General features: G+C 43.3%; 17 protein-coding genes. 6 read left to right on the top strand and 11 right to left on the bottom strand.

Annotation, left to right across the window (positions count from 1 at the left end; translation table 11 throughout):
* Nucleotides 1-143: 143 nt before the first annotated feature.
* On the bottom strand, nucleotides 144-344 hold the full coding sequence (locus D7V32_RS09315; RefSeq protein ID WP_120402611.1) for a hypothetical protein: 201 nt from the start codon (nucleotides 342-344) through the stop codon (nucleotides 144-146).
* A 289-nt stretch (nucleotides 345-633) separates the two neighbouring features.
* Nucleotides 634-1,413: a peroxide stress protein YaaA gene (gene yaaA, locus D7V32_RS09310; protein WP_120402653.1), complete on the bottom strand. Its 780-nt coding sequence runs from the start codon at nucleotides 1,411-1,413 to the stop codon at nucleotides 634-636.
* 124 nt (nucleotides 1,414-1,537) lie between these two features.
* Here yaaA and D7V32_RS09305 point away from each other — a divergent pair, with 124 nt between their 5' ends.
* Both D7V32_RS09305 and D7V32_RS09300 read left to right on the top strand, forming a co-directional pair.
* Nucleotides 1,538-2,170, top strand: a complete 633-nt coding sequence (locus D7V32_RS09305; protein WP_120402610.1) for an alpha/beta hydrolase — start codon at nucleotides 1,538-1,540, stop codon at nucleotides 2,168-2,170.
* Nucleotides 2,171-2,371: 201 nt separating this feature from the next.
* Nucleotides 2,372-3,583 carry a YeeE/YedE family protein gene (locus tag D7V32_RS09300; RefSeq protein WP_120402609.1) on the top strand — a complete coding sequence of 404 codons (1,212 nt, stop codon included), beginning with the start codon at nucleotides 2,372-2,374 and terminating at the stop codon, nucleotides 3,581-3,583.
* A 234-nt stretch (nucleotides 3,584-3,817) separates the two neighbouring features.
* Here D7V32_RS09300 and D7V32_RS09295 read toward each other — a convergent pair whose 3' ends face one another.
* The 6 genes from D7V32_RS09295 to pheA form a co-directional block, all read right to left on the bottom strand.
* Complete coding sequence (locus D7V32_RS09295) at nucleotides 3,818-4,741, bottom strand: hypothetical protein (RefSeq protein WP_120402608.1); 924 nt, start codon at nucleotides 4,739-4,741, stop codon at nucleotides 3,818-3,820.
* Nucleotides 4,742-4,765: 24 nt separating this feature from the next.
* Nucleotides 4,766-5,293, bottom strand: a complete 528-nt coding sequence (locus D7V32_RS09290; RefSeq protein ID WP_120402607.1) for a hypothetical protein — start codon at nucleotides 5,291-5,293, stop codon at nucleotides 4,766-4,768.
* Nucleotides 5,294-5,320: 27 nt separating this feature from the next.
* Nucleotides 5,321-5,701: a hypothetical protein gene (locus tag D7V32_RS09285; RefSeq protein WP_120402606.1), complete on the bottom strand. Its 381-nt coding sequence runs from the start codon at nucleotides 5,699-5,701 to the stop codon at nucleotides 5,321-5,323.
* Nucleotides 5,702-5,812: 111 nt separating this feature from the next.
* On the bottom strand, nucleotides 5,813-8,062 hold the full coding sequence (locus tag D7V32_RS09280) for a bifunctional prephenate dehydrogenase/3-phosphoshikimate 1-carboxyvinyltransferase (protein WP_120402605.1): 2,250 nt from the start codon (nucleotides 8,060-8,062) through the stop codon (nucleotides 5,813-5,815).
* Between the two features lie 3 nt (nucleotides 8,063-8,065).
* Nucleotides 8,066-9,157, bottom strand: coding sequence for a histidinol-phosphate transaminase (gene hisC / locus D7V32_RS09275; protein ID WP_120402604.1), 1,092 nt, complete (start codon nucleotides 9,155-9,157; stop codon nucleotides 8,066-8,068).
* A gap of 69 nt (nucleotides 9,158-9,226) precedes the next feature.
* Nucleotides 9,227-10,336, bottom strand: a complete 1,110-nt coding sequence (gene pheA, locus D7V32_RS09270; protein WP_120402603.1) for a prephenate dehydratase — start codon at nucleotides 10,334-10,336, stop codon at nucleotides 9,227-9,229.
* 481 nt (nucleotides 10,337-10,817) lie between these two features.
* Between pheA and D7V32_RS09265 the strand changes: the two genes are divergently transcribed.
* Nucleotides 10,818-11,336, top strand: coding sequence for a DJ-1/PfpI/YhbO family deglycase/protease (locus D7V32_RS09265; RefSeq protein WP_120402602.1), 519 nt, complete (start codon nucleotides 10,818-10,820; stop codon nucleotides 11,334-11,336).
* Nucleotides 11,337-11,398: 62 nt separating this feature from the next.
* On the opposite strand, the gene D7V32_RS09260 is transcribed toward D7V32_RS09265, so the two are convergent.
* Nucleotides 11,399-12,541 (bottom strand): acyl-CoA dehydrogenase family protein, encoded by a 1,143-nt coding sequence (locus D7V32_RS09260; RefSeq protein ID WP_120402601.1) that lies wholly within the window; start codon nucleotides 12,539-12,541, stop codon nucleotides 11,399-11,401.
* A gap of 259 nt (nucleotides 12,542-12,800) precedes the next feature.
* Here D7V32_RS09260 and D7V32_RS09255 point away from each other — a divergent pair, with 259 nt between their 5' ends.
* Nucleotides 12,801-13,790: a glycosyl transferase family protein gene (locus D7V32_RS09255; protein WP_120402600.1), complete on the top strand. Its 990-nt coding sequence runs from the start codon at nucleotides 12,801-12,803 to the stop codon at nucleotides 13,788-13,790.
* Between the two features lie 113 nt (nucleotides 13,791-13,903).
* On the opposite strand, the gene D7V32_RS09250 is transcribed toward D7V32_RS09255, so the two are convergent.
* Nucleotides 13,904-14,173, bottom strand: a complete 270-nt coding sequence (locus D7V32_RS09250) for a YeaC family protein (RefSeq protein WP_120402599.1) — start codon at nucleotides 14,171-14,173, stop codon at nucleotides 13,904-13,906.
* 3 nt (nucleotides 14,174-14,176) lie between these two features.
* Entirely contained in the window at nucleotides 14,177-15,115 is a 939-nt protein-coding gene (locus D7V32_RS09245) for an NAD(+) kinase (protein ID WP_120402598.1), read from the bottom strand.
* A gap of 151 nt (nucleotides 15,116-15,266) precedes the next feature.
* Here D7V32_RS09245 and mrcB point away from each other — a divergent pair, with 151 nt between their 5' ends.
* Together mrcB and D7V32_RS09235 are read left to right on the top strand one after the other, a co-directional pair.
* The gene (gene mrcB / locus D7V32_RS09240; RefSeq protein ID WP_120402597.1) at nucleotides 15,267-17,666 is read left to right on the top strand and encodes a penicillin-binding protein 1B; all 2,400 of its coding nucleotides are present in this window, start codon (nucleotides 15,267-15,269) and stop codon (nucleotides 17,664-17,666) included.
* A 12-nt stretch (nucleotides 17,667-17,678) separates the two neighbouring features.
* Nucleotides 17,679-18,239, top strand: a complete 561-nt coding sequence (locus D7V32_RS09235; protein ID WP_120402596.1) for a tetratricopeptide repeat protein — start codon at nucleotides 17,679-17,681, stop codon at nucleotides 18,237-18,239.
* Nucleotides 18,240-18,247: the final 8 nt, after the last annotated feature.

Genomic DNA, 18,247 nt, shown 5'->3' with positions numbered 1-18,247 from the left:
GCTTTTACACTATGCGATGCAAATTATAACACATTGATTTTCAAATGTTTCCAAAATTTCTGGTTAATCATTTTTAGTAAATTTAACATATTGGTTTTATTGAAAGTTCTATAAAACCCTATCATCTTAAAAATGATGAATCGCTAAAGCTCCCTCCCTATCAAACGCTGGGGCTCCTTTGGCAAATTAGCCTGTACCGCAGATGTATGATGCAGGTTGTAGCTGCGCTCTTCTTTTATCAGCTGGCTCACTGCTTGCTGGCGTTTTTCCTCTGCACTGCAATACACAAAAACACCTAAGCTGCCAACAATAAAAAGAAATAATGAAATAACTAAGGTTTTCATAACTTAATTTTATTTTTCTATGAAACTTTACTTATGATAACAAATTGAATAACAAAAGTGCGACTTGGTTCACATTTATATCAATTTAAACAAGAAAATTTAAACTTTAAGTACAATTTTCGTAACTATTTAAGCATCATAAAAACCTCTTTAAAAAGGCTAAAGCATTTTCAAAAAACTTAAACAATTGATTAAAAACAAAAAAAATATACAAGTTTTTTCATCCAAGTAAAAAATAAAAAACAGCCCAAAGGCTGTTTTTCTGACGAAATACATAAAAGCGGCTGTTTTATACAGCCTGCTCGTCACGTTTAAAAGTCAACTCACCTTTTAATGAACTCTCTGCATCAAAATAATAACCATCTGCTGAAAATGATTTCAGATCTTCCACCTGTTCAATTCTATTTTCAATAATATAACGCGCCATCAAGCCCCGGGCTTTCTTCGCATAAAAGCTAATAACTTTGTATTTACCATTTTTCTGATCTAAGAAAACGGGTTTAATAATTTCTGCCTCAATTTTACTTTCTTTAACAGATTTATAGTATTCATCTGAAGCCAGATTCACCAGCAGCGCACTGCCCGCCTGCTGCAGATCGTTATTAATCAGCTGCGTAATATTCATCCCCCAAAACTCATATAAGTTTTGACCGCGGGTATTTTTCAGCTTAGTTCCCATTTCCAGACGGTACGGCATCATCAAATCCAATGGACGCAGTAAACCATATAAACCCGATAGCATACGCAAATGCTGCTGAGCATATCCCACATCACTATTGTTCAGGTGATAAGCATCTAACCCCGTGTAAACATCACCTTTAAATGCAAAAATAGCTTGACGCGCATTGGATAAATTAAACTCTGGCTGCCAGTCACGAAAACGCGCTGTATTTAAAACTGCAATTTTTTCACTCACACTCATCAAATTGGCGATGTCCGAGGCAGACAATTTACGACTTACGTCTATAAGTTCTTGTGAATGATCTAGCAGTCTTGGTAAAGTGTAATTATCTGTAGGTAAAACAGAATCATAATCTAAGGTTTTTGCTGGAGAAATAAGAGCAAGCATAAAATAATTGATTAAAATATAAGTAAACAAACTATAACAGTAGACTTATTTTATTTCCAATCTGTGTTTTTACTGAGCATTATCGGTAGAATAATGCATTCTCCCGTTATTGATCGATTTACCTATGTCTGAACAAATTTTCCTTCAAGGCCCGGCTGGCCAAATTGAAGTTTTTGTTGATTACCCACAAGGTGAAGTGAAAGGATTCGCGGTAGTTACCCACCCACACCCATTGCAAGGCGGTACACCGCAGCATAAAGTTCCTGCTTTATTGGCCCAGATGTTTTTAGAACGCGGCTGTGCTGTATATCGCCCAAGTTTCCGCGGTTCAGGCCAAAGTGCTGGCGTGCATGATGAAGGCAATGGTGAAACAGCTGATACTTTAGAAGTGATTAAATACGCGCGAAGCCAGCATGATGGGAAAAAATTCTATGCGGGCGGTTTCAGTTTTGGCGCACACGTTATGGCAAAAAGCTATGCGATGCTGCCCGTCGAACTTCAGCCAGTACAAACAATTTTATGCGGCCTGCCTACAAATACTGTTGCAGGTGTACGCCACTATGTAACGCCGCATATTAAAGGCGACATTCTTTTCATTCATGGTGAAGCAGATGATGTTACCTTATTATCGGACATGATTCAGTGGTCTAAACCGCAGCGCCATTTAGTCACCGTATTGCCAGGGGCAAACCACTTCTTTACTGGCTATTTAAAACAGCTGCGTATTGCAATGACACGCTTTTTGTCATTAAGCTAAATATTAAACCCATCTTCAGATGGGTTTTTTATACCCAGCATATTGCTTGTGCTGGGTATAAAAAATACAATCAGCTTATTAATATTACTCATATATATAATATAAAATTCAAATCAATATCAGCTCTTCTGCCCTTTATATGAGCGCCATTTCATTTTTAGATCATTTAGAATACGCCTTTATTTTTGTCATACATCTCCCATGTCTGTTATTGCTGCAAAAGCTGACCGCTCACAGCGCTCAGCATATGTTGCGCTTATCCTGCTTATTATTGGCACCATTGGCGCTTATCAAATCGTTGGTATAAACCAAGCCCTGCTCTTTTTAATTGGCGGCGCTTTAGGTATGACCCTATACCATGCTTCATTTGGTTTTACTTCAAGCTGGCGTGTATTCATTAAAGAAAGACGCGGACGCGGCCTGCGCGCTCAAATGATTATGCTGGCTCTGGCTGTTCTTTTATTTTTCCCAGCCTTAGGTGCTGGCGAACTATTTGGCAGCCCAGTTAAAGGCTTAGTCAGTCCAGTATCAACATCTGTCGTTATTGGCGCTTTTATATTCGGTATTGGCATGCAATTAGGCGGCGGCTGTGCATCGGGTACGCTCTACACTGCAGGCGGCGGCAGCTCACGCATGCTCATCACACTCGTCTTCTTTTGCTTAGGCTCACTTATTGCCACTTCGCATTTAGACTGGTGGTTTAATTTACCGCATCTTGCGCCTATTTCTATTGTCACCAGCCTAGGTGTCATTCCAGCGCTCATATTAAACTTTGTTCTTTTCGCAACAATTGCCTTAGCCACCATTTACTTTGAGAAAAAACGTCACGGTTCATTAGAAGCAGAACCTGCCAGCACAGCACATGGCTGGAAACGTTTTCTGCGCGGCCCTTGGCCTCTAATCTGGGGCGGCATTATTCTTAGCTTGCTTAACTTTGCAACATTAGCGCTTGCAGGCCGCCCGTGGGGCGTAACATCTGCACTTGCGGTTTGGGCCGCAAAAACAGCAAGCTTTGCCGGTATTGATGTTGCTTCTTGGGACTACTGGCAAAACCCAGCAAATGCCAAAGCATTAAGTGAGTCACTGTGGTTTGACATCACATCCATGATGAATTTCGGCATTATGCTCGGCGCTTTACTGGCAGCAAGCCTTGCAGGCAAATTCGCGCCCAATTTAAATATTCCAATGCGTTCAGTTATTGCTGCTGTGGTTGGCGGCTTAATGCTGGGCTATGGCGCCCGCTTAGCCTATGGCTGCAACATTGGCGCATATTTCAGCGGCATTGCTTCAGGCAGTTTACATGGCTGGCTATGGCTGATCTTTGCGTTTATTGGCAACAGTATTGGCGTGAAGCTGCGCCCAATATTCTTTCCAAATGAAAAACCTCAGCCTGAGAAATTAACTGGCTGTTAATAAAAAGGCTGATGACTCACCATCAGCCTTTTTTATATCATTCACCAGAGATTTAAGTATTTTTCCACTTAAACTCACTGGATAAAGCATCTTTTTTTAGGGTATTTTCTACAGCTTATACCAATTGCTTCATCAAATTTTAGGTTTCAATTTTCTGAAATCATGGCCATCTTTCATCTGCACATACATTAATTTTACAACCCCAAGCCTCGACTTCACCTTAAAAGAGTTTTATCAGTCACCTTGTTGCATCGTTCCATCTGAAAAATAAAACTGCACAGGCAGACATTGAGTTTCTGAAGATCGTTCTTTGATCTGAATGCGTTCCAAATGAAACTCACCCTTTTGATATTGCTGCCGTTGTTCAACATTCAATTCTGAATCAAATTCTCTACGGCACCCTACTGACTCCAATGTCTCTCGATTTAAAATCATAATCTCCATATAGCCAGTTTTCGTAAAACCTATCCTTGACATAAAAGCGACTGCAGCATAATGCTTAGAACATAAGAAGCGTGGTCGAAGTGCTTTATCCGTCATTATGCGAATTTTTTTCCCCTCAAACAAATATTCATTAGGGCGGATCAATTTCCACTGACAAGCTGTATCTAAAGTTTCTGCAAAACTCGATTGCGCCTGCATTTGAGCAGCACGTTGCCGGTATGGAAGCTCATTATTCTGAAGCAATGAAAATGCTGACTCAATTTCTGAAGAATACGCGCTAGGCAAATAAAAACAGCCATTCCGAAAGGGCTGAATCAGTAAATCTTGTGTATACAAAATTTGGTGATTATTTTTGTTAATCAGTTCTAAACGTGTATGCCGATCACCCAATCGTGTACTACGGTAAAGTATCGACGTATCGTTGTCCTTAGCACGTCCAATAGCGAGTCCAAACTCCCAATTATTACCAATATGCTGCCATTCATAACCATTTTCCCAAAATATTTTTGGATAGCCGATAAAATATTGCCGCTGAGCGTCCATTTTACAGACTATATTCGATGAGTCATTCAGCGAAGTTGTTGCCATGTCATCAAACTGAATCTCTATACGTTGACCTGCTAAAATTGCAAGATCAACTGCATTTTTATCTTTCGGAGGAGGTGAATGTCCCGTACCTTTTGCCCTATCCTGATGATTTTGGACCACTTGCATTAATTTCGGCACAGGTAAATCGGTTTACTTTTTATCAAATAGTGTAGATGCAATCTTTAATGACGGACGTAATTGGTACTGAGCAACATTTATAGCGTTATTAAATATTTTCACCGTCATCACTGCACCGATACATACAGTAATCAGTAAAATTAAACTCGCCAGCCATATCGGTATTTTTTGAAAAATAAAAGCTAATATCAGGAAAATACCTGACAACAGCCACAACAATGCTCCAATTTGCCCCCCCTTAGTCAAGGCAAATGAAAAGCCAACAATCATCAGCATAAAACCAACAACAGCCCAAACAATGCCATCGTGAAATAGTTCACCACTGGGGTGTTTTTGATGTTGAATGTATTTCTTCACCGCCAAATAAAATAATAAATTTGCCCAAACAGGAAAGCTAAATGGAATACCGATGAGTAGGATATGCCCTAAAATTGCAGCAAAAACAATCTCAATACCAATTCCGCCATCTACGGCAGGTAAACATAAAGACGTGATATATAGTGCGATTGCGAGATAGAGAGCAAACCTCGATGTTGTCATATTATTGATTTCATTTATCTTTATCGCTTAGTTAGAGTCACCGTTCTTCCATTTAAATTCACTAAAGGCTGCATCTTCTTTTAAAGTGTTTTCCACTGCCTGCGCCAATTGATTCAGTAAACTTTGTTCTGTAATACGGTCAAGCCAATCTTGTTCTTCATCTGGGTAAGAGGTAATTTCACATACTAAATGCCCTTCAGTATTATGCCCTTGGCAAGTCACAGAAAGCGGCAGTTCATGATTATCTACACTCACAGCAACACGGTCACTGCCCTGCGGCAATGCCTCAAAACCATATTGCCCCAGCTTGCTTGCCAGCAGATTTGCCACCTGCTTTTGCGCTGCGGCTGAATCAGATTGATTCGCCTGATGATGTTCACAGTTGGCTGCAAATTGTAATTTTTTCATTGAGGAACCCAAAGGCTTTATTGTTGTATGGTTTTAGCATAAGCAATAAAAACACAACAGCCAAGCGTTTGCTTGGCTGTTGTCTAACAAATATACAATTTTAGCGGTTTTTTATTCATCAACCTGAATAGACAGGCCTGCTTGATTCGCCAGTTCGGTAAAGGTTGGGAAACTCGTTGCAACTGTTTCTGTGCCGACAATTTTGATTTCACCAGAAGTACGCAAACCTGCCATAGAGAAACTCATCGCAATACGGTGGTCATGATGAGATTCAATTTCGCCGCCAGTAAATACAGCACCCCATTCACCTGATTTGCCTTTACCTTCAATAATGATGCCGTCATCTGTAGGCGTACAGTCTATGCCCATAATTTTTAAGCCATCTGCCATGACTTGAATACGGTCAGACTCTTTCACGCGAAGCTCAGCCGCGCCAGTCAATACAGTTTGACCTTCTGCACAGGCAGCAGCAATAAATAACGCTGGGAACTCATCAATTGCTAACGGCACTTGATCTTCTGGCATATGAATGCCTTTAAGTGTGCGCGTACCGCGAATACGGATGTCTGCAATTGGCTCACCGCCTGCAATACGCTCATTTTCAACCGTAATGTCTGCACCCATTTGTTTTAAAATTTCAATAACACCGGTACGTGTTGGATTCGTTCCCACAGCTTCCAAAGTCACATCTGCATTTTCAGTAATCGCAGCGCCAACCATAAAAAAAGCAGCCGAAGAAATATCTGATGGCACTTGGATGTTTGCGCCAACCAGCTTGCCGCCGCCTTGCAGTGAAATACGGTTACCCTCAGTTTTCACTTCATAGCCAAAGGCACGAAGCATACGCTCTGTATGGTCACGTGTCGGTTCTGGCTCAGTCACTGACGTCTCGCCTTCTGCCCACAGACCCGCTAAAAGAATGCCTGATTTCACTTGAGCAGAAGCCATAGGCAAATCATATTGAATTCCCTTTAAAGGCTGACTGCCAGCAATCGATACTGGTGGCGTACCGCGCTCACCCGTTGTTTGAATCTGTGCGCCCATCGCGCGTAGAGGCTGAGCAATACGCTCCATCGGGCGTTTCGATAATGACGCATCACCTGTCATGACAGAATCAAAAGCCTGTGCAGACAGCATGCCTGACAGCAAGCGCATTGATGTGCCCGAGTTGCCCATGTAAATCGCACCTGCAGGCACCTTTAAGCCCTGCATGCCTACACCATGAATCGTCACTTCACCATTTTTAGGGCCTTCAATACTCACGCCCATATCGCGGAACGCCTGTAAAGTTGCCAGTGCATCTTCACCTTCAAGGAAACCTGTCACATGCGTTGTGCCTTCTGCAATCGCGCCAAACATGATCGAGCGGTGTGACACAGATTTATCGCCTGGCACGGTAAATTTACCTTGGAAACTTTTCTTGCCCGGTAAAATAGTAAATTGCTGTGTCGTCACTTTGTTTTTCTCCATCAAAGGTTTATTGGCGAGCATATGATTGAAGTGCTGCCGCGCTGCTTGAGCATGCCCTAAAACACCCATAAGCGCTTGAGAGTTTTCATCTTCAATTAATTTACGCAAAGCAGAAAGCTGTTTTTCAAAGCCGTCTACCGCGTTTAAAATCGCCTTTTTATTGGCAAAAAAGATGTCATGCCACATTTGCGGATCACTGGCGGCAATACGCGAAAAGTCGCGAAAACCGCCTGCAGCATAACGAAATATATCTAAATTATCTTCTCGGTTAGCAAGCTGCTCGACCAAGTTAAATGCCATTAAATGCGGCAAGTGGCTGGTGTGGGCAAGCACTTCATCATGCTTTTCCACATCCATGCAAATCACTTCCGCTTTGGCTGCTTGCCACAGCTGAATCAGTTTTTCTACAGCCCAATCTGCACTGCTCGGCAGCGGTGTCAAAATTACTTTATGGTTGGCAAATAAATCGACCTTGCCTGCATGTACGCCTGTATGTTCAGCGCCTGCAATTGGATGCCCCGGCACAAAGCCCACTGGCAATTGCTCACCATACACAGCTTTGGCTGCTTCTACGACATTGCCTTTGGTACTGCCGACATCTGTCAAAATCACGTTATCCGCCAAATATGGCTTAATGATCTCCAGCACTTTTTGCGTTGCACGCACAGGCAGCGCCAATACCACAAGGTCAGCACCCTTTACCGCTTCAATTGGATCACTGTAACCAGCTTCAATTAAGCCAAGAGCTTTGGCATCTTCCAGCGTTTTTTTAGAGCGCGTAGATGCCACGATTTGTTTTGCTAAGTTTTCAGCAAGAATGACACGGGCCAAACTTGAGCCAATTAGCCCAAGCCCAATAAAAGCAACTTTTTCAAACAGTGGCGCAGTCATAATTTATGCTTTTGCCTCTAAGCCCAGCACTTTCGCCAAGGCAGCTAAGAATTTCGCATTTTCAGCTTCTGTACCAATTGATACGCGAAGATGATTTGCAATACCTACAGGGCGTACAATCACACCCTCTTGAAGCAAAGCATTAAAGGTGTGTGCAGGGTCTGCCTGAACATCAACTAAAATGAAGTTGGCGCGTGAAGGCACATAAGCCAAACCTAAGGCCTGAAAGCCTGCTTCAAACTGAGCCATACCCGCTTTGTTGACGACACGGGACTTTTCAATGAAGTCTTCATCTTTTAGCGCAGCCACCGCAGCAACCATTGCTAAATGGTTTACGTTAAACGGCTGACGGATACGGTTGAGATAGTCTGTCAACGCTACAGATGCTAAAGCAAAACCGACGCGAAGCGCAGCCAAACCATAGCACTTAGACAAAGTACGGCTGACAATTAAATTAGGATATTGCTCTAGGAATTTTAAGCTGTTGAAGTTTTCTGGGAAATACTCAACATAAGCTTCGTCCAGCACCACAACCACATGTGCTGGCACTTTTTTCATGAACGCATCAAATTCGGCTTCTTCGAACCAAGTCCCAGTCGGGTTATTTGGATTGGCAATAAAGATTAGCTTGGTATTTGATTTTACCGCTGCAGCCATTGCATCTAAATCATGCGCAAAGCCCTTTGCAGGTACTTCTACTGCTTCAGCATTAATGGCCTGAGTAACGAGGCCATATACAGCAAACGCATGCTGACTGTACACCACAGAATCGCTTGAAGATACAAATGCACGCGCAAACATTTCAAGAAGGTCGTTTGAACCGTTGCCCAAAGTAATACGGTTATGCGCAATACCAAATTGAGTTTGAACCTGATCTTTTAAAATAAAACCGCCGCCGTCTGGATAACGGCCAATTTCAGCAAGCTCCGCAGCCACGGCTTCTTTAACCTTGTCAGAACAGCCCAATGGGTTTTCATTTGAGGCTAATTTAACAATGTTAGTAATACCCAGCTCACGCTCAAGTTCGCTGACTGGCTTACCCGGCTGATACGGCTTTAACTTTTCAATGCCTTCATTGGCTGGAACAAACGTCATTTTACACTTCCGATGATTACACGTGTGAATTGCACTGAACACCTCGAAGGCATTCAGTACGGTAAAGTTTTACAATACGGCAATTGGGTATGAGCCCAAGACACGAAGCTCTTTGACTAAAGGACGAATTTCAGCCAGCGCAGCTTTTACATTGTCTTGTTCTACGTGACCTTCCAAATCTACAAAGAATACATATGCCCATTTCTCAGGCAATGCAGGACGCGTTTCAATACTGGTCAAGCTAATATTATGCTTTGCAAACGGCGCAAGAATTTCTAACAAAGCGCCTGCACGGTCATGTGCTGAAATAAGCAAAGATGTTTTGTCATTGCCGCTTTGCGGAATCTTTTCACGGCCAATCACTAAGAAGCGTGTGGTGTTTTCAGGGTTGTCTTCAATATTGCTGTGCAAAATTTCAAGGCCGTAAATATTGGCAGCCACATCTGAAGCAATGGCTGCAGAGTGCCATTCATTACGGATACGGCGCGCAGCTTCTGCATTTGAACTTAGCGCTACACGTTCAACACCTGGATAATGCGCATCTAACCAGCCGCGGCACTGCGCCAAAGTTTGCTGATGTGCATAAATCTGCTTGATGCTGTCTTTACGGGTATTTTCAGAAATGAGGAACTGGTGATGAATACGGAGTTCAACCTCACCAATCACATTTAAATGTGATGCTTTAAAACAGTCTAAAGTATGGTTCACCACACCTTCAGATGAGTTTTCTACTGGCACTAAGCCATAATGCGCACTGCCTGCTTCAACTTCACGGAAAACCTCATCAATTGTAGGCAATGGGCGAATGACCGCGTCTTGACCAAAATGCTTCAGTACAGCTGAATGCGTATATGTGCCTACAGGGCCCAAAAACGCAATACTTTGCGGCGCTTCAAGCGCTAAGCAGGCAGACATAATTTCACGGAATAATCGCGCCATAGTCACATCAGACAATGGACCTTCATTACGCTCCATAACTTTGCGAAGCACTTGCGCTTCACGTTCAGGACGGTAAAACAACGGGTCTTCTTCCGCTGCAAATTTAGCTTTAGCAACAGCCTCTGCCAGTTTGGCGCGGCGGTTAATCAGCTGCTGAATTTGCATATCAACCGAGTCAATATCCTCACGGATCTGAACAAGGTCTAGAGAAGCCGTAGAGTTTTGATCGTCATTGATCATTGTTATGTCGCCCTTCAAATCATGTTGCAAACAGTATAACAATAGTTACCTTTCAAATGTTGCGCAATACAACATTCATTTATTCAGCCTTAAAAACATACAGTTGATTAAACCATCAGCAAGACTGAGAGCCTAAATCAAGAAAACAAATATATAAAAGCATTAAAAATATAAGTTTTTCTGAGACTTAATAATAAAATTTTATATCTGTGCTTGCCTCTATCTCAAACATTTAACCTATCTGTATAGACATTTTTACGATAAGAAATACATAGCCTAAAAGCAGTCATTGGCAATTTTCAAAACAGCATAAAAACGATCGGCTGCTTTAAAAAATAGTGTATTTGGCCTGCATGCCCTTTATTCTTTTTACAGATAGCAACTTCCGAATACTGCTCAAAGACCAATACGATACAAAATAGTGATTCTTCTTTCATCTTTTCAGCGTAGTCTTATAAAGTGCCATTCTTGGAGCGGACTCATGCGTAAAAAAATTGCTGTACTGATCACACATAATTTTGAAGACCTTGAGTATACCGAGCCAGTCGAAGCATTTCGCGCTGCAAGACATTGCATCTCAAATATTGAACATCGGGCTGGCAACATTGTGTATGGCAAACGCCGCACACATGCTGTCACCATCGACCAAAGTATAGACTGCATTTCAGTCCATGATTTTGATGCGCTGCTCATTGCTGGCGGCGACTCTCCTGAGCTTTTGCGCAATGATGCGCGCTATGTCAATTTTGTCCGCAATTTTGCTGGAGCGTATAAGCCGATTATGTGCAGCTGTCATGGGGCTAAATTGCTGATTAATGCACAAGTCGTAAAAGGCCGCCGCATGACCAGCAGTGAGATGATGATGCTCGAACTGCAAAATGCAGGCGCAGTGTATTTTGATACGCCTGTTGTCAATGACAATAATCTATACATCACTTCCCGCATGCTGCATGACTTGCCTGAATTTATTAAAGAAACTCTGCATGTGCTGAAGCAGTAAATGAAACGCGCTGCTAAAATTGCATAAAAAAGAGCCTTCTGGCTCTTTTTTATTTTCTTGGCTTAACGGCCCAATAAGCCTCGCGCCACAATTTCTTTCATAATTTCATTTGTTCCGCCGTAAATACGCTGAATACGCGCATCGACAAAGAAGCGTGAAATTGGATATTCCGTCATGTAGCCATAACCGCCAAACAGCTGCAGTAAATTGTCGGCAACTTTCATTTGCATATCTGTAGCAAAACTTTTTAGCGCCGCAGCAGTTTCTACATCCAGTTTGCCTTCCATATACAGTTCAACATTACGCTCATAAAATGCAGCCGTTGCCAATTCATCAATTTTTGCCTGCGCAATGACAAAACGCGAATTTTGGAATTGGCCTACAGCCTGACCAAATGCTTGACGCTCTTTAACATACTGCACAGCTAAATCAATAGCTCCGCGGATTGCGCCAATAGCCGTCGACGCAATAGCAGTACGCTCACGCGGCAGCTCTTGCATGAGGTATGCAAAACCTTGCCCCGCTTGGCCCAGCAGCTGCTCTTTAGGCACTTTAACGTTGTCATAAAACAGTTCTGACGTGTCCTGTGAATGCAGGCCAATCTTGTCTAAGTTCGTGCCTTTCTTAAAGCCTTCTAAGTGTGTGTCTACCAGCAGCAGCGAAACACCTTTCGCACGCGCTTGCGGATCTGTTTTCGCTGCCAATACAACCAAATCTGCATGCTGACCATTTGAAATAAAGGTTTTCGAGCCATTCAGCAAATAATGATCACCCTGCAAAATTGCGCTGCTGCGCATAGCCTGCAAATCTGAACCAGCCCCTGGTTCTGTCATGCCAATTGCACCCACCGCTTCGCCGCTGACCATTTTCGGCAGCCAATACTGTTTTTGCTCTTCTGAACCAATATGCAGAATATACGGCGCAGCAATTTCAGAGTGGCAGGAAATACCTGTAGATAACGCGCTAAAACCAGCGCGGGCAGATTCTTCTACCAGCATGAGTGAATAATGTGTTGGTACGCCATAGCCGCCGTATTCTTCAGGTACATCTACACAAAGGAAACCATTATCACCCAAAGCATTCCATACCGAACGCGGCATAATGCCTTCGCGCTCCCATTGCTCATAATGCGGCGCAATTTGTTCCTGCATAAAACGGCGGAAGTTGTCTCTAAATAATTCTAAATCTGCATCATAAGCCAGCATGGCGCATTTCCTTTTTCACATTGTTGTTTTTGATTGCTTCTCATCCTATTGCAGTTTGCAGCTTGCGTCATGAAGAAAAACCTGCGCGTTCACATTTTCCTATTCACCTGCAGCAACAATCAGCAGCAGTATCAGCCAAAATACAAACAGCCAGCTTCACAGCATAAAACAAATGCTCTTTATTCAAAAATCAGGCTGAAAACAGCGCATGTAATCAGTAGACTATAGAAAAGCTCTGCTAAAATTTGAAATTGCGCTTATGAATACCAAACGAAATATTTACAAAGACTTTGAACACCCTTTTGCTCAATTTGTGCGCATTGTCGGTAAAGGCAAAAATGGCGCTCGCTCGCTCAGCTATGAAGAAGCCTATCAAGCTTTTGAAATGATTTTAAAAGACGAAGTATTGGATGTGCAGCTTGGCGCTTTTTTAATGCTGCTGCGGGTAAAAGAAGAATCTGTAGATGAACTGGCCGGCTTTGTGCAGGCAACGCGTGATCAGCTCAAGTTTAAACCGCTGCACGTTGACTTAGACTGGTCTTCTTATGCAGGTAAACGTAAACATTACCCTTGGTTTTTATTGGCTGCGCTTACACTGGCAAAAAATGGCTATAAAGTGGTGATGCATGGCGCGTCAGGCCATACCATTAACCGCCTCTATACAGAGCAGGTATTAGAATATTTAGGTTTTCCAATTTGTGAAAATGATGATCAAGTTGAAGCGCAATTGGCAGCGCGTAACTTTGCGTATATGCCTTTACATGCGATCTCGCCTATTTTAAGCGACCTGATTTCACTGCGTAATGTGATGGGTTTACGTTCACCTATTCATACTTTGGCACGCTTAATTAATCCTTTTAATGCCAAAGCAACCATGCAGGCCATTTTTCACCCTGCTTACCGCAGTTCTCATCAGCAGTCTGCATTTCGCTTAGGCTATCAAAATAGTGCGGTCATTAAAGGCGAAGGCGGTGAGTTTGAGCGTAACCCAGATGCTAAAACCTTAATTTGCGGTATTAAAAATGGTGAGCTGTATGAACATGAGCTTCCCAAACTGACCGATAACCGCAGTCCTGCAGAAGAAGAGCTTGATCTCGCTGTATTTAAAGCAGTATGGGAAGGCCAGCCGCATGCCTATGGCGATATTGCAGTGCCTGAGACGATGGGTATTGCGCTGTACACCATGGGGGTCTGCTCAACTTATCCTGAAGCGATGCAAAAAGCGCAGGAGCTTTGGGCTGCGCGCTGATCCTTAACATTGAGCAACCAAAAAAGCCCTTGAATAAAAGGGCTTTTTTATACACAGAAAGCGTACAGCAGTAAAAAGTATTGAAGCTGCATTCGGCAGCTTAAAAATTTGGATTAAACAAATTTAATCGGCTTAAATTCTTCGTGCTTATGATGATCATCTTCGCACTCTTCGCCTTCTTCCTTTGTACCGCGGTCAATATAGCCGCTGCGCTCTGTTTCAGGCAGATGCTTAATTTCCCATGCATAGACAGCCTGCATGCAGATTTGGCGCTGCTCTGCACTAAGCGCCACACCATTTGGCCATTTGCCAATTTCAACTGCAGTCTTTAAGCGACTGACAATTTCAGGATCCAGTACGGCAAGCATTTGTTCAACATTCATGGTCTAATCCTGTTTAAAAGAGTCAAAATCTTGGTTCCAGCCGAGTTTTGTACGGCAAGCCATATAAAAATCATAACCCGGCGGATGCAATAAGGTAAGTTTAAATGGGTGCTTACGGATGTGCAAACTGTCACCGATATTCAAAGAAACACTATGCTGTCCATCTGCGCTGACCATCGGCAGCACACGGTTTTCACGAATCAGTATTTTAATTTCACTTTGGCCGCCAACCACAATGGGCCGCGATGAAAGCGTATGCGGATGCATCGGCACTAAAGCGATCGCATCCATGCTTGGATGCAGAATCGGACCGCCGCCAGACAGTGCATACGCTGTTGAGCCAGTAGGCGTAGAAACAATTAAACCGTCACTGTGCTGACGGTACACATACTGGCCGTCAATATTCAGATCAAAATCAATCATATGCACGGACTTACCCGAATGCAGCACCACATCATTCAGCGCAATTGCATCATAGATGCTTTCACCTTTGGAACGGATTTCTATTTCCAGTAAAAAACGGCGGTCCAGCTGGAACTCGCCTTTTAGCACTTGATCCAGTTTAAACAGCACTTCAGTCGGTTTAATATCTGTTAGAAAGCCTAAACGGCCGCGGTTTACACCAATCACTGGCGTATTATACTTTACCAATGCCCGCGCAGCATGCAAAAGCGAACCATCGCCGCCAACCACAATAACTAAGTCAACCACTTCGCCTAACAGTGGCTTGCTCACTGTCTGCGTATTGGTATAAGGCACTAAAGCTGCTGTTTCTGTATCAAATACAGGATGCAGCCCTAACCCTAATAAATGGTCATGAATCAGACATAACGTTTCCACCACAGATGATTTATCTGGACGGCCAATGAGTCCTATATTTCGGAATGTCTTATGTGAAATGTGCACCTGCGCCTTCGCTCCGATTCGCGTCATGCTTATCATAGCATTAACACATTTGATTTAAAAAAACTTTAAAGCCTTAGTTTACATATGTTTTACCCACATATTTTGCATACGTATACAGTTTAAATATTGCAAATTACTTAAAAGCTTCGCATGATTAGCACAATTTATCAGGGTCTTATCATGTTTTATGAAGTCTGAACGCGGCATAGGCATAATTGCATTTATATTTTGCGTCATCATCATTTCTATATTTGTAGCGCTCAGCGTCTACTTAATTAAATTAGACAATGTCGTACGCGCAAAGTTTGAAGGTCAGCGCTGGGATATTCCGGCGAAAGTCTTTGCTCGTCCTTTAGAAATCTATGCCAATGCGCCAGTCAGTCAGCAGGATTTTAGCGAAGAGCTGAAGCTGCTGGGTTATAAAAGCTCTGAAAGCTATGCAAAAACAGGCAGCTATGTCACTTCAGGCAATGAAATGTATGTGCATACCCGCGGTTTTGACTTTGGCGAAAGCGTTGAACCTGAGCAAGTCCTTAAAATTTCATTTAATGAAAATAACATCAGCGATGTCAGTGCAACCAAACCGTCTTCTAGCGGTATTGCGCGTTTAGAACCAATGCTGATTGGCGGCATTTACCCGCAGCATAACGAAGACCGCGTGCTGATCAAACTGAAAAATGTGCCAAAACCGCTGATTAATGCTTTGATCGCAACAGAAGACCGCAACTTCTATAATCATCATGGCCTTTCTGTACGCGGTACTGCGCGCGCTATTGTCAGCAATGTCACTGGCGGCAAGCGCCAAGGCGGTTCAACACTGACGCAGCAGCTGGTTAAAAACTTCTATTTAAGCCCTGAAAGAACCATTAAGCGTAAAGCCAATGAAGCCCTGATGGCGCTGTTAATTGAATTGCATTACAGCAAAGATGAAATTCTGGAAGCCTATTTAAATGAAGTAAACCTAGGTCAAAACGGCAATTATTCTATTAATGGCTATGGCCTTGCTTCACAGTTTTATTTTGGCCTGCCTTTACGTGAGCTGAATATTGCACAGCAAGCATATTTGGTTGGCTTAGTTCAAGGCCCCTCATTATTCAACCCTTGGCGCAATCCTGAAGGCGCTAAAAAACGCCGTGACATCGTATTGAAAAACATGCTGGTCATGGGCTATCTGAGCCAAGAACAATATGACACTGAAACAGCACGTCCATTAAACGTCATTGCAAAACCGACACTCGGCCCTGCACGTTTTCCTGATTACTTAGATATTGTGCGCCGTCAGCTGCGTACCGAATACCAAGAAAGCGATTTGACCAACCAAGGCTTGCGTATTTTTACTGCACTTGACCCGATTGCTCAAACCCGTACACAAAAAACCTTTAAAGAATCTATTGCAAACTTAAGCAAACGCAATCCAGCACGCCTAAAAGATTTACAAGGCGCTGTGCTTGTGACCCACCCTGAAAATGGTGAATTAGCAGCAGCTGTCGGCTCTACACAAGAATTTACTGGCTTTAACCGTGCCCTAGATGCCAAACGTCAAGTCGGTTCATTGCTCAAACCCGTAATTTATCTCAGTGCGCTTGAATCTAACCGCTATACATGGGCAAGCAGTATTGAAGACAGCCAAATCAGTGTATTCAGCGACGGAAAAAATTGGACTCCTAAAAACTATAGCGGCGGCGAGCATGGCGCAGTGCCTATGATCACAGCGCTGGCCAACTCTTATAACCTGTCTGCTGTACGTTTAGGCCAAGAGTTCGGCATGTCAACCTTCATTAACCATCTGAAAAAATTTGGTGTTACTTCAAATATTCCAAATTATCCGTCTATTTATTTAGGCGCCGTGGATATGTCGCCAATGGAGATCAGCACACTGTACGGCAACTTTGCAACAGGCGGCTTCAAATATCCTGTGAAATCTATTCGCGCAGTTGTAGATGCCAATGGCCGCTTGCTTGACCGCTACAGCCTGTCTGTACAGCCAACCATTGACCCCGCCGATGCTTATGTGCTCAACCATGGCCTGCAGCAAGTCATGCGTACAGGCACAGGCCGTTCTGCTTACAGCTCGCTGCCGCTAGACCTAGCTTTAGCTGGTAAATCCGGCACGACCAATGACACGCGTGATTCATGGTTTGCAGGCTATTCGGGCAATTATTTAACCGTTGTTTGGCTCGGCTTGGATGACAACAAAGCCACAGGCCTGACAGGCTCTTCTGGCGCATTGCCTGTATGGACCAGCGTCATGAAACAGCTTCGTCAAAAGCCAGTCAATTTACGTCAGCCTGACAGCGTGACATGGCAGTGGATTGACAGCTCAACAGGCTATTTATCCGCTTCAGGCTGCAGCGGCGCAATGTATATTCCGCTGAACCGCAATGTCATGCCGACCCGCGCATCGCTTTGCGCAGCTTCACAATATGAATCAGAAATGAACACAAACGATACGGAAAATACGCAGTTGCCTGAACCGCAGAATGATATGAATTCAAATGACAGTTATATCCGTGAAAGCGAAAATGAAATGGATCAAGATTTATCAAATCAGTCCCGTATCATTTCAAGCGGTTCCTACAGCAACTAAAGCAGGTTCATTTTGAGAAAGACACAGACATTTCACCCGAACAAAACGCTGCTTGGCCTGATCTTAGCAGCACTGGCAGGCTGCCAAAGCCTGCCTGCACCTGAGCAGCCAGCAGAAAAACCCAAACAAACCAATAAAGTTGAAACCACACCTGAAGGTGTGGTTATTCACCCTTATGATGTACCTGAGATTGGCCGTAAAGCCATTATAGTCCCAGAGCAAAAAAAGTCCGTACAAAAGCTGGACGATGGCAGAAGCCTGCCTGCTTTTCAGAAACTGATGCAGCAGACTCAAGCAGCTTACGCCAGCGGCAAACTGAATGAAGCAGAAAGCGCTGCCACTCAAGCACAGCGCCTTGCACCGCAATCTGCTGAGACCTATTTATATTTAGCTATGATTGCAAATCGAAAAAACCAGCCAGCAAATGCTGAAGCATTAGCAAAACGCGGTGTCAGCTATGCGCAAAGCAGCGCGATGAAAAAACAGCTGTGGCAGACCATCTTAAAAGCAGGTCAACAGCAAAAGAAAAACAGCACAATTAATCAAGCATTAACAGAATTGAAAAGGCTATAAACTAGCCC

This window comes from Acinetobacter tianfuensis, assembly GCF_003611465.1.
In the GTDB taxonomy this organism is placed as follows: domain Bacteria; phylum Pseudomonadota; class Gammaproteobacteria; order Pseudomonadales; family Moraxellaceae; genus Acinetobacter; species Acinetobacter tianfuensis.
Note: the sequence above shows the minus strand (reverse complement) of the source record. Positions and strands in the feature narration are given on the sequence as shown.

Bases quoted from the DNA above. Each gene is read 5' to 3' on its own strand.
- hisC (WP_120402604.1), bottom strand. From the start codon at position 9,157: ATGACGTTTGTTCCAGCCAATGAAGGCATTGAAAAGTTAAAGCCGTAT.
- pheA (WP_120402603.1), bottom strand. From the start codon at position 10,336: ATGATCAATGACGATCAAAACTCTACGGCTTCTCTAGACCTTGTTCAG.
- D7V32_RS09315 (WP_120402611.1), bottom strand. From the start codon at position 344: ATGAAAACCTTAGTTATTTCATTATTTCTTTTTATTGTTGGCAGCTTA.
- D7V32_RS09285 (WP_120402606.1), bottom strand. From the start codon at position 5,701: ATGAAAAAATTACAATTTGCAGCCAACTGTGAACATCATCAGGCGAAT.
- D7V32_RS09255 (WP_120402600.1), top strand. From the start codon at position 12,801: ATGAATACCAAACGAAATATTTACAAAGACTTTGAACACCCTTTTGCT.
- D7V32_RS09250 (WP_120402599.1), bottom strand. From the start codon at position 14,173: ATGAATGTTGAACAAATGCTTGCCGTACTGGATCCTGAAATTGTCAGT.
- D7V32_RS09245 (WP_120402598.1), bottom strand. From the start codon at position 15,115: ATGATAAGCATGACGCGAATCGGAGCGAAGGCGCAGGTGCACATTTCA.
- D7V32_RS09260 (WP_120402601.1), bottom strand. From the start codon at position 12,541: ATGCTGGCTTATGATGCAGATTTAGAATTATTTAGAGACAACTTCCGC.
- D7V32_RS09295 (WP_120402608.1), bottom strand. From the start codon at position 4,741: ATGCAAGTGGTCCAAAATCATCAGGATAGGGCAAAAGGTACGGGACAT.
- D7V32_RS09265 (WP_120402602.1), top strand. From the start codon at position 10,818: ATGCGTAAAAAAATTGCTGTACTGATCACACATAATTTTGAAGACCTT.
- D7V32_RS09305 (WP_120402610.1), top strand. From the start codon at position 1,538: ATGTCTGAACAAATTTTCCTTCAAGGCCCGGCTGGCCAAATTGAAGTT.
- D7V32_RS09290 (WP_120402607.1), bottom strand. From the start codon at position 5,293: ATGACAACATCGAGGTTTGCTCTCTATCTCGCAATCGCACTATATATC.
- D7V32_RS09280 (WP_120402605.1), bottom strand. From the start codon at position 8,062: ATGACTGCGCCACTGTTTGAAAAAGTTGCTTTTATTGGGCTTGGGCTA.
- yaaA (WP_120402653.1), bottom strand. From the start codon at position 1,413: ATGCTTGCTCTTATTTCTCCAGCAAAAACCTTAGATTATGATTCTGTT.
- D7V32_RS09300 (WP_120402609.1), top strand. From the start codon at position 2,372: ATGTCTGTTATTGCTGCAAAAGCTGACCGCTCACAGCGCTCAGCATAT.
- mrcB (WP_120402597.1), top strand. From the start codon at position 15,267: ATGAAGTCTGAACGCGGCATAGGCATAATTGCATTTATATTTTGCGTC.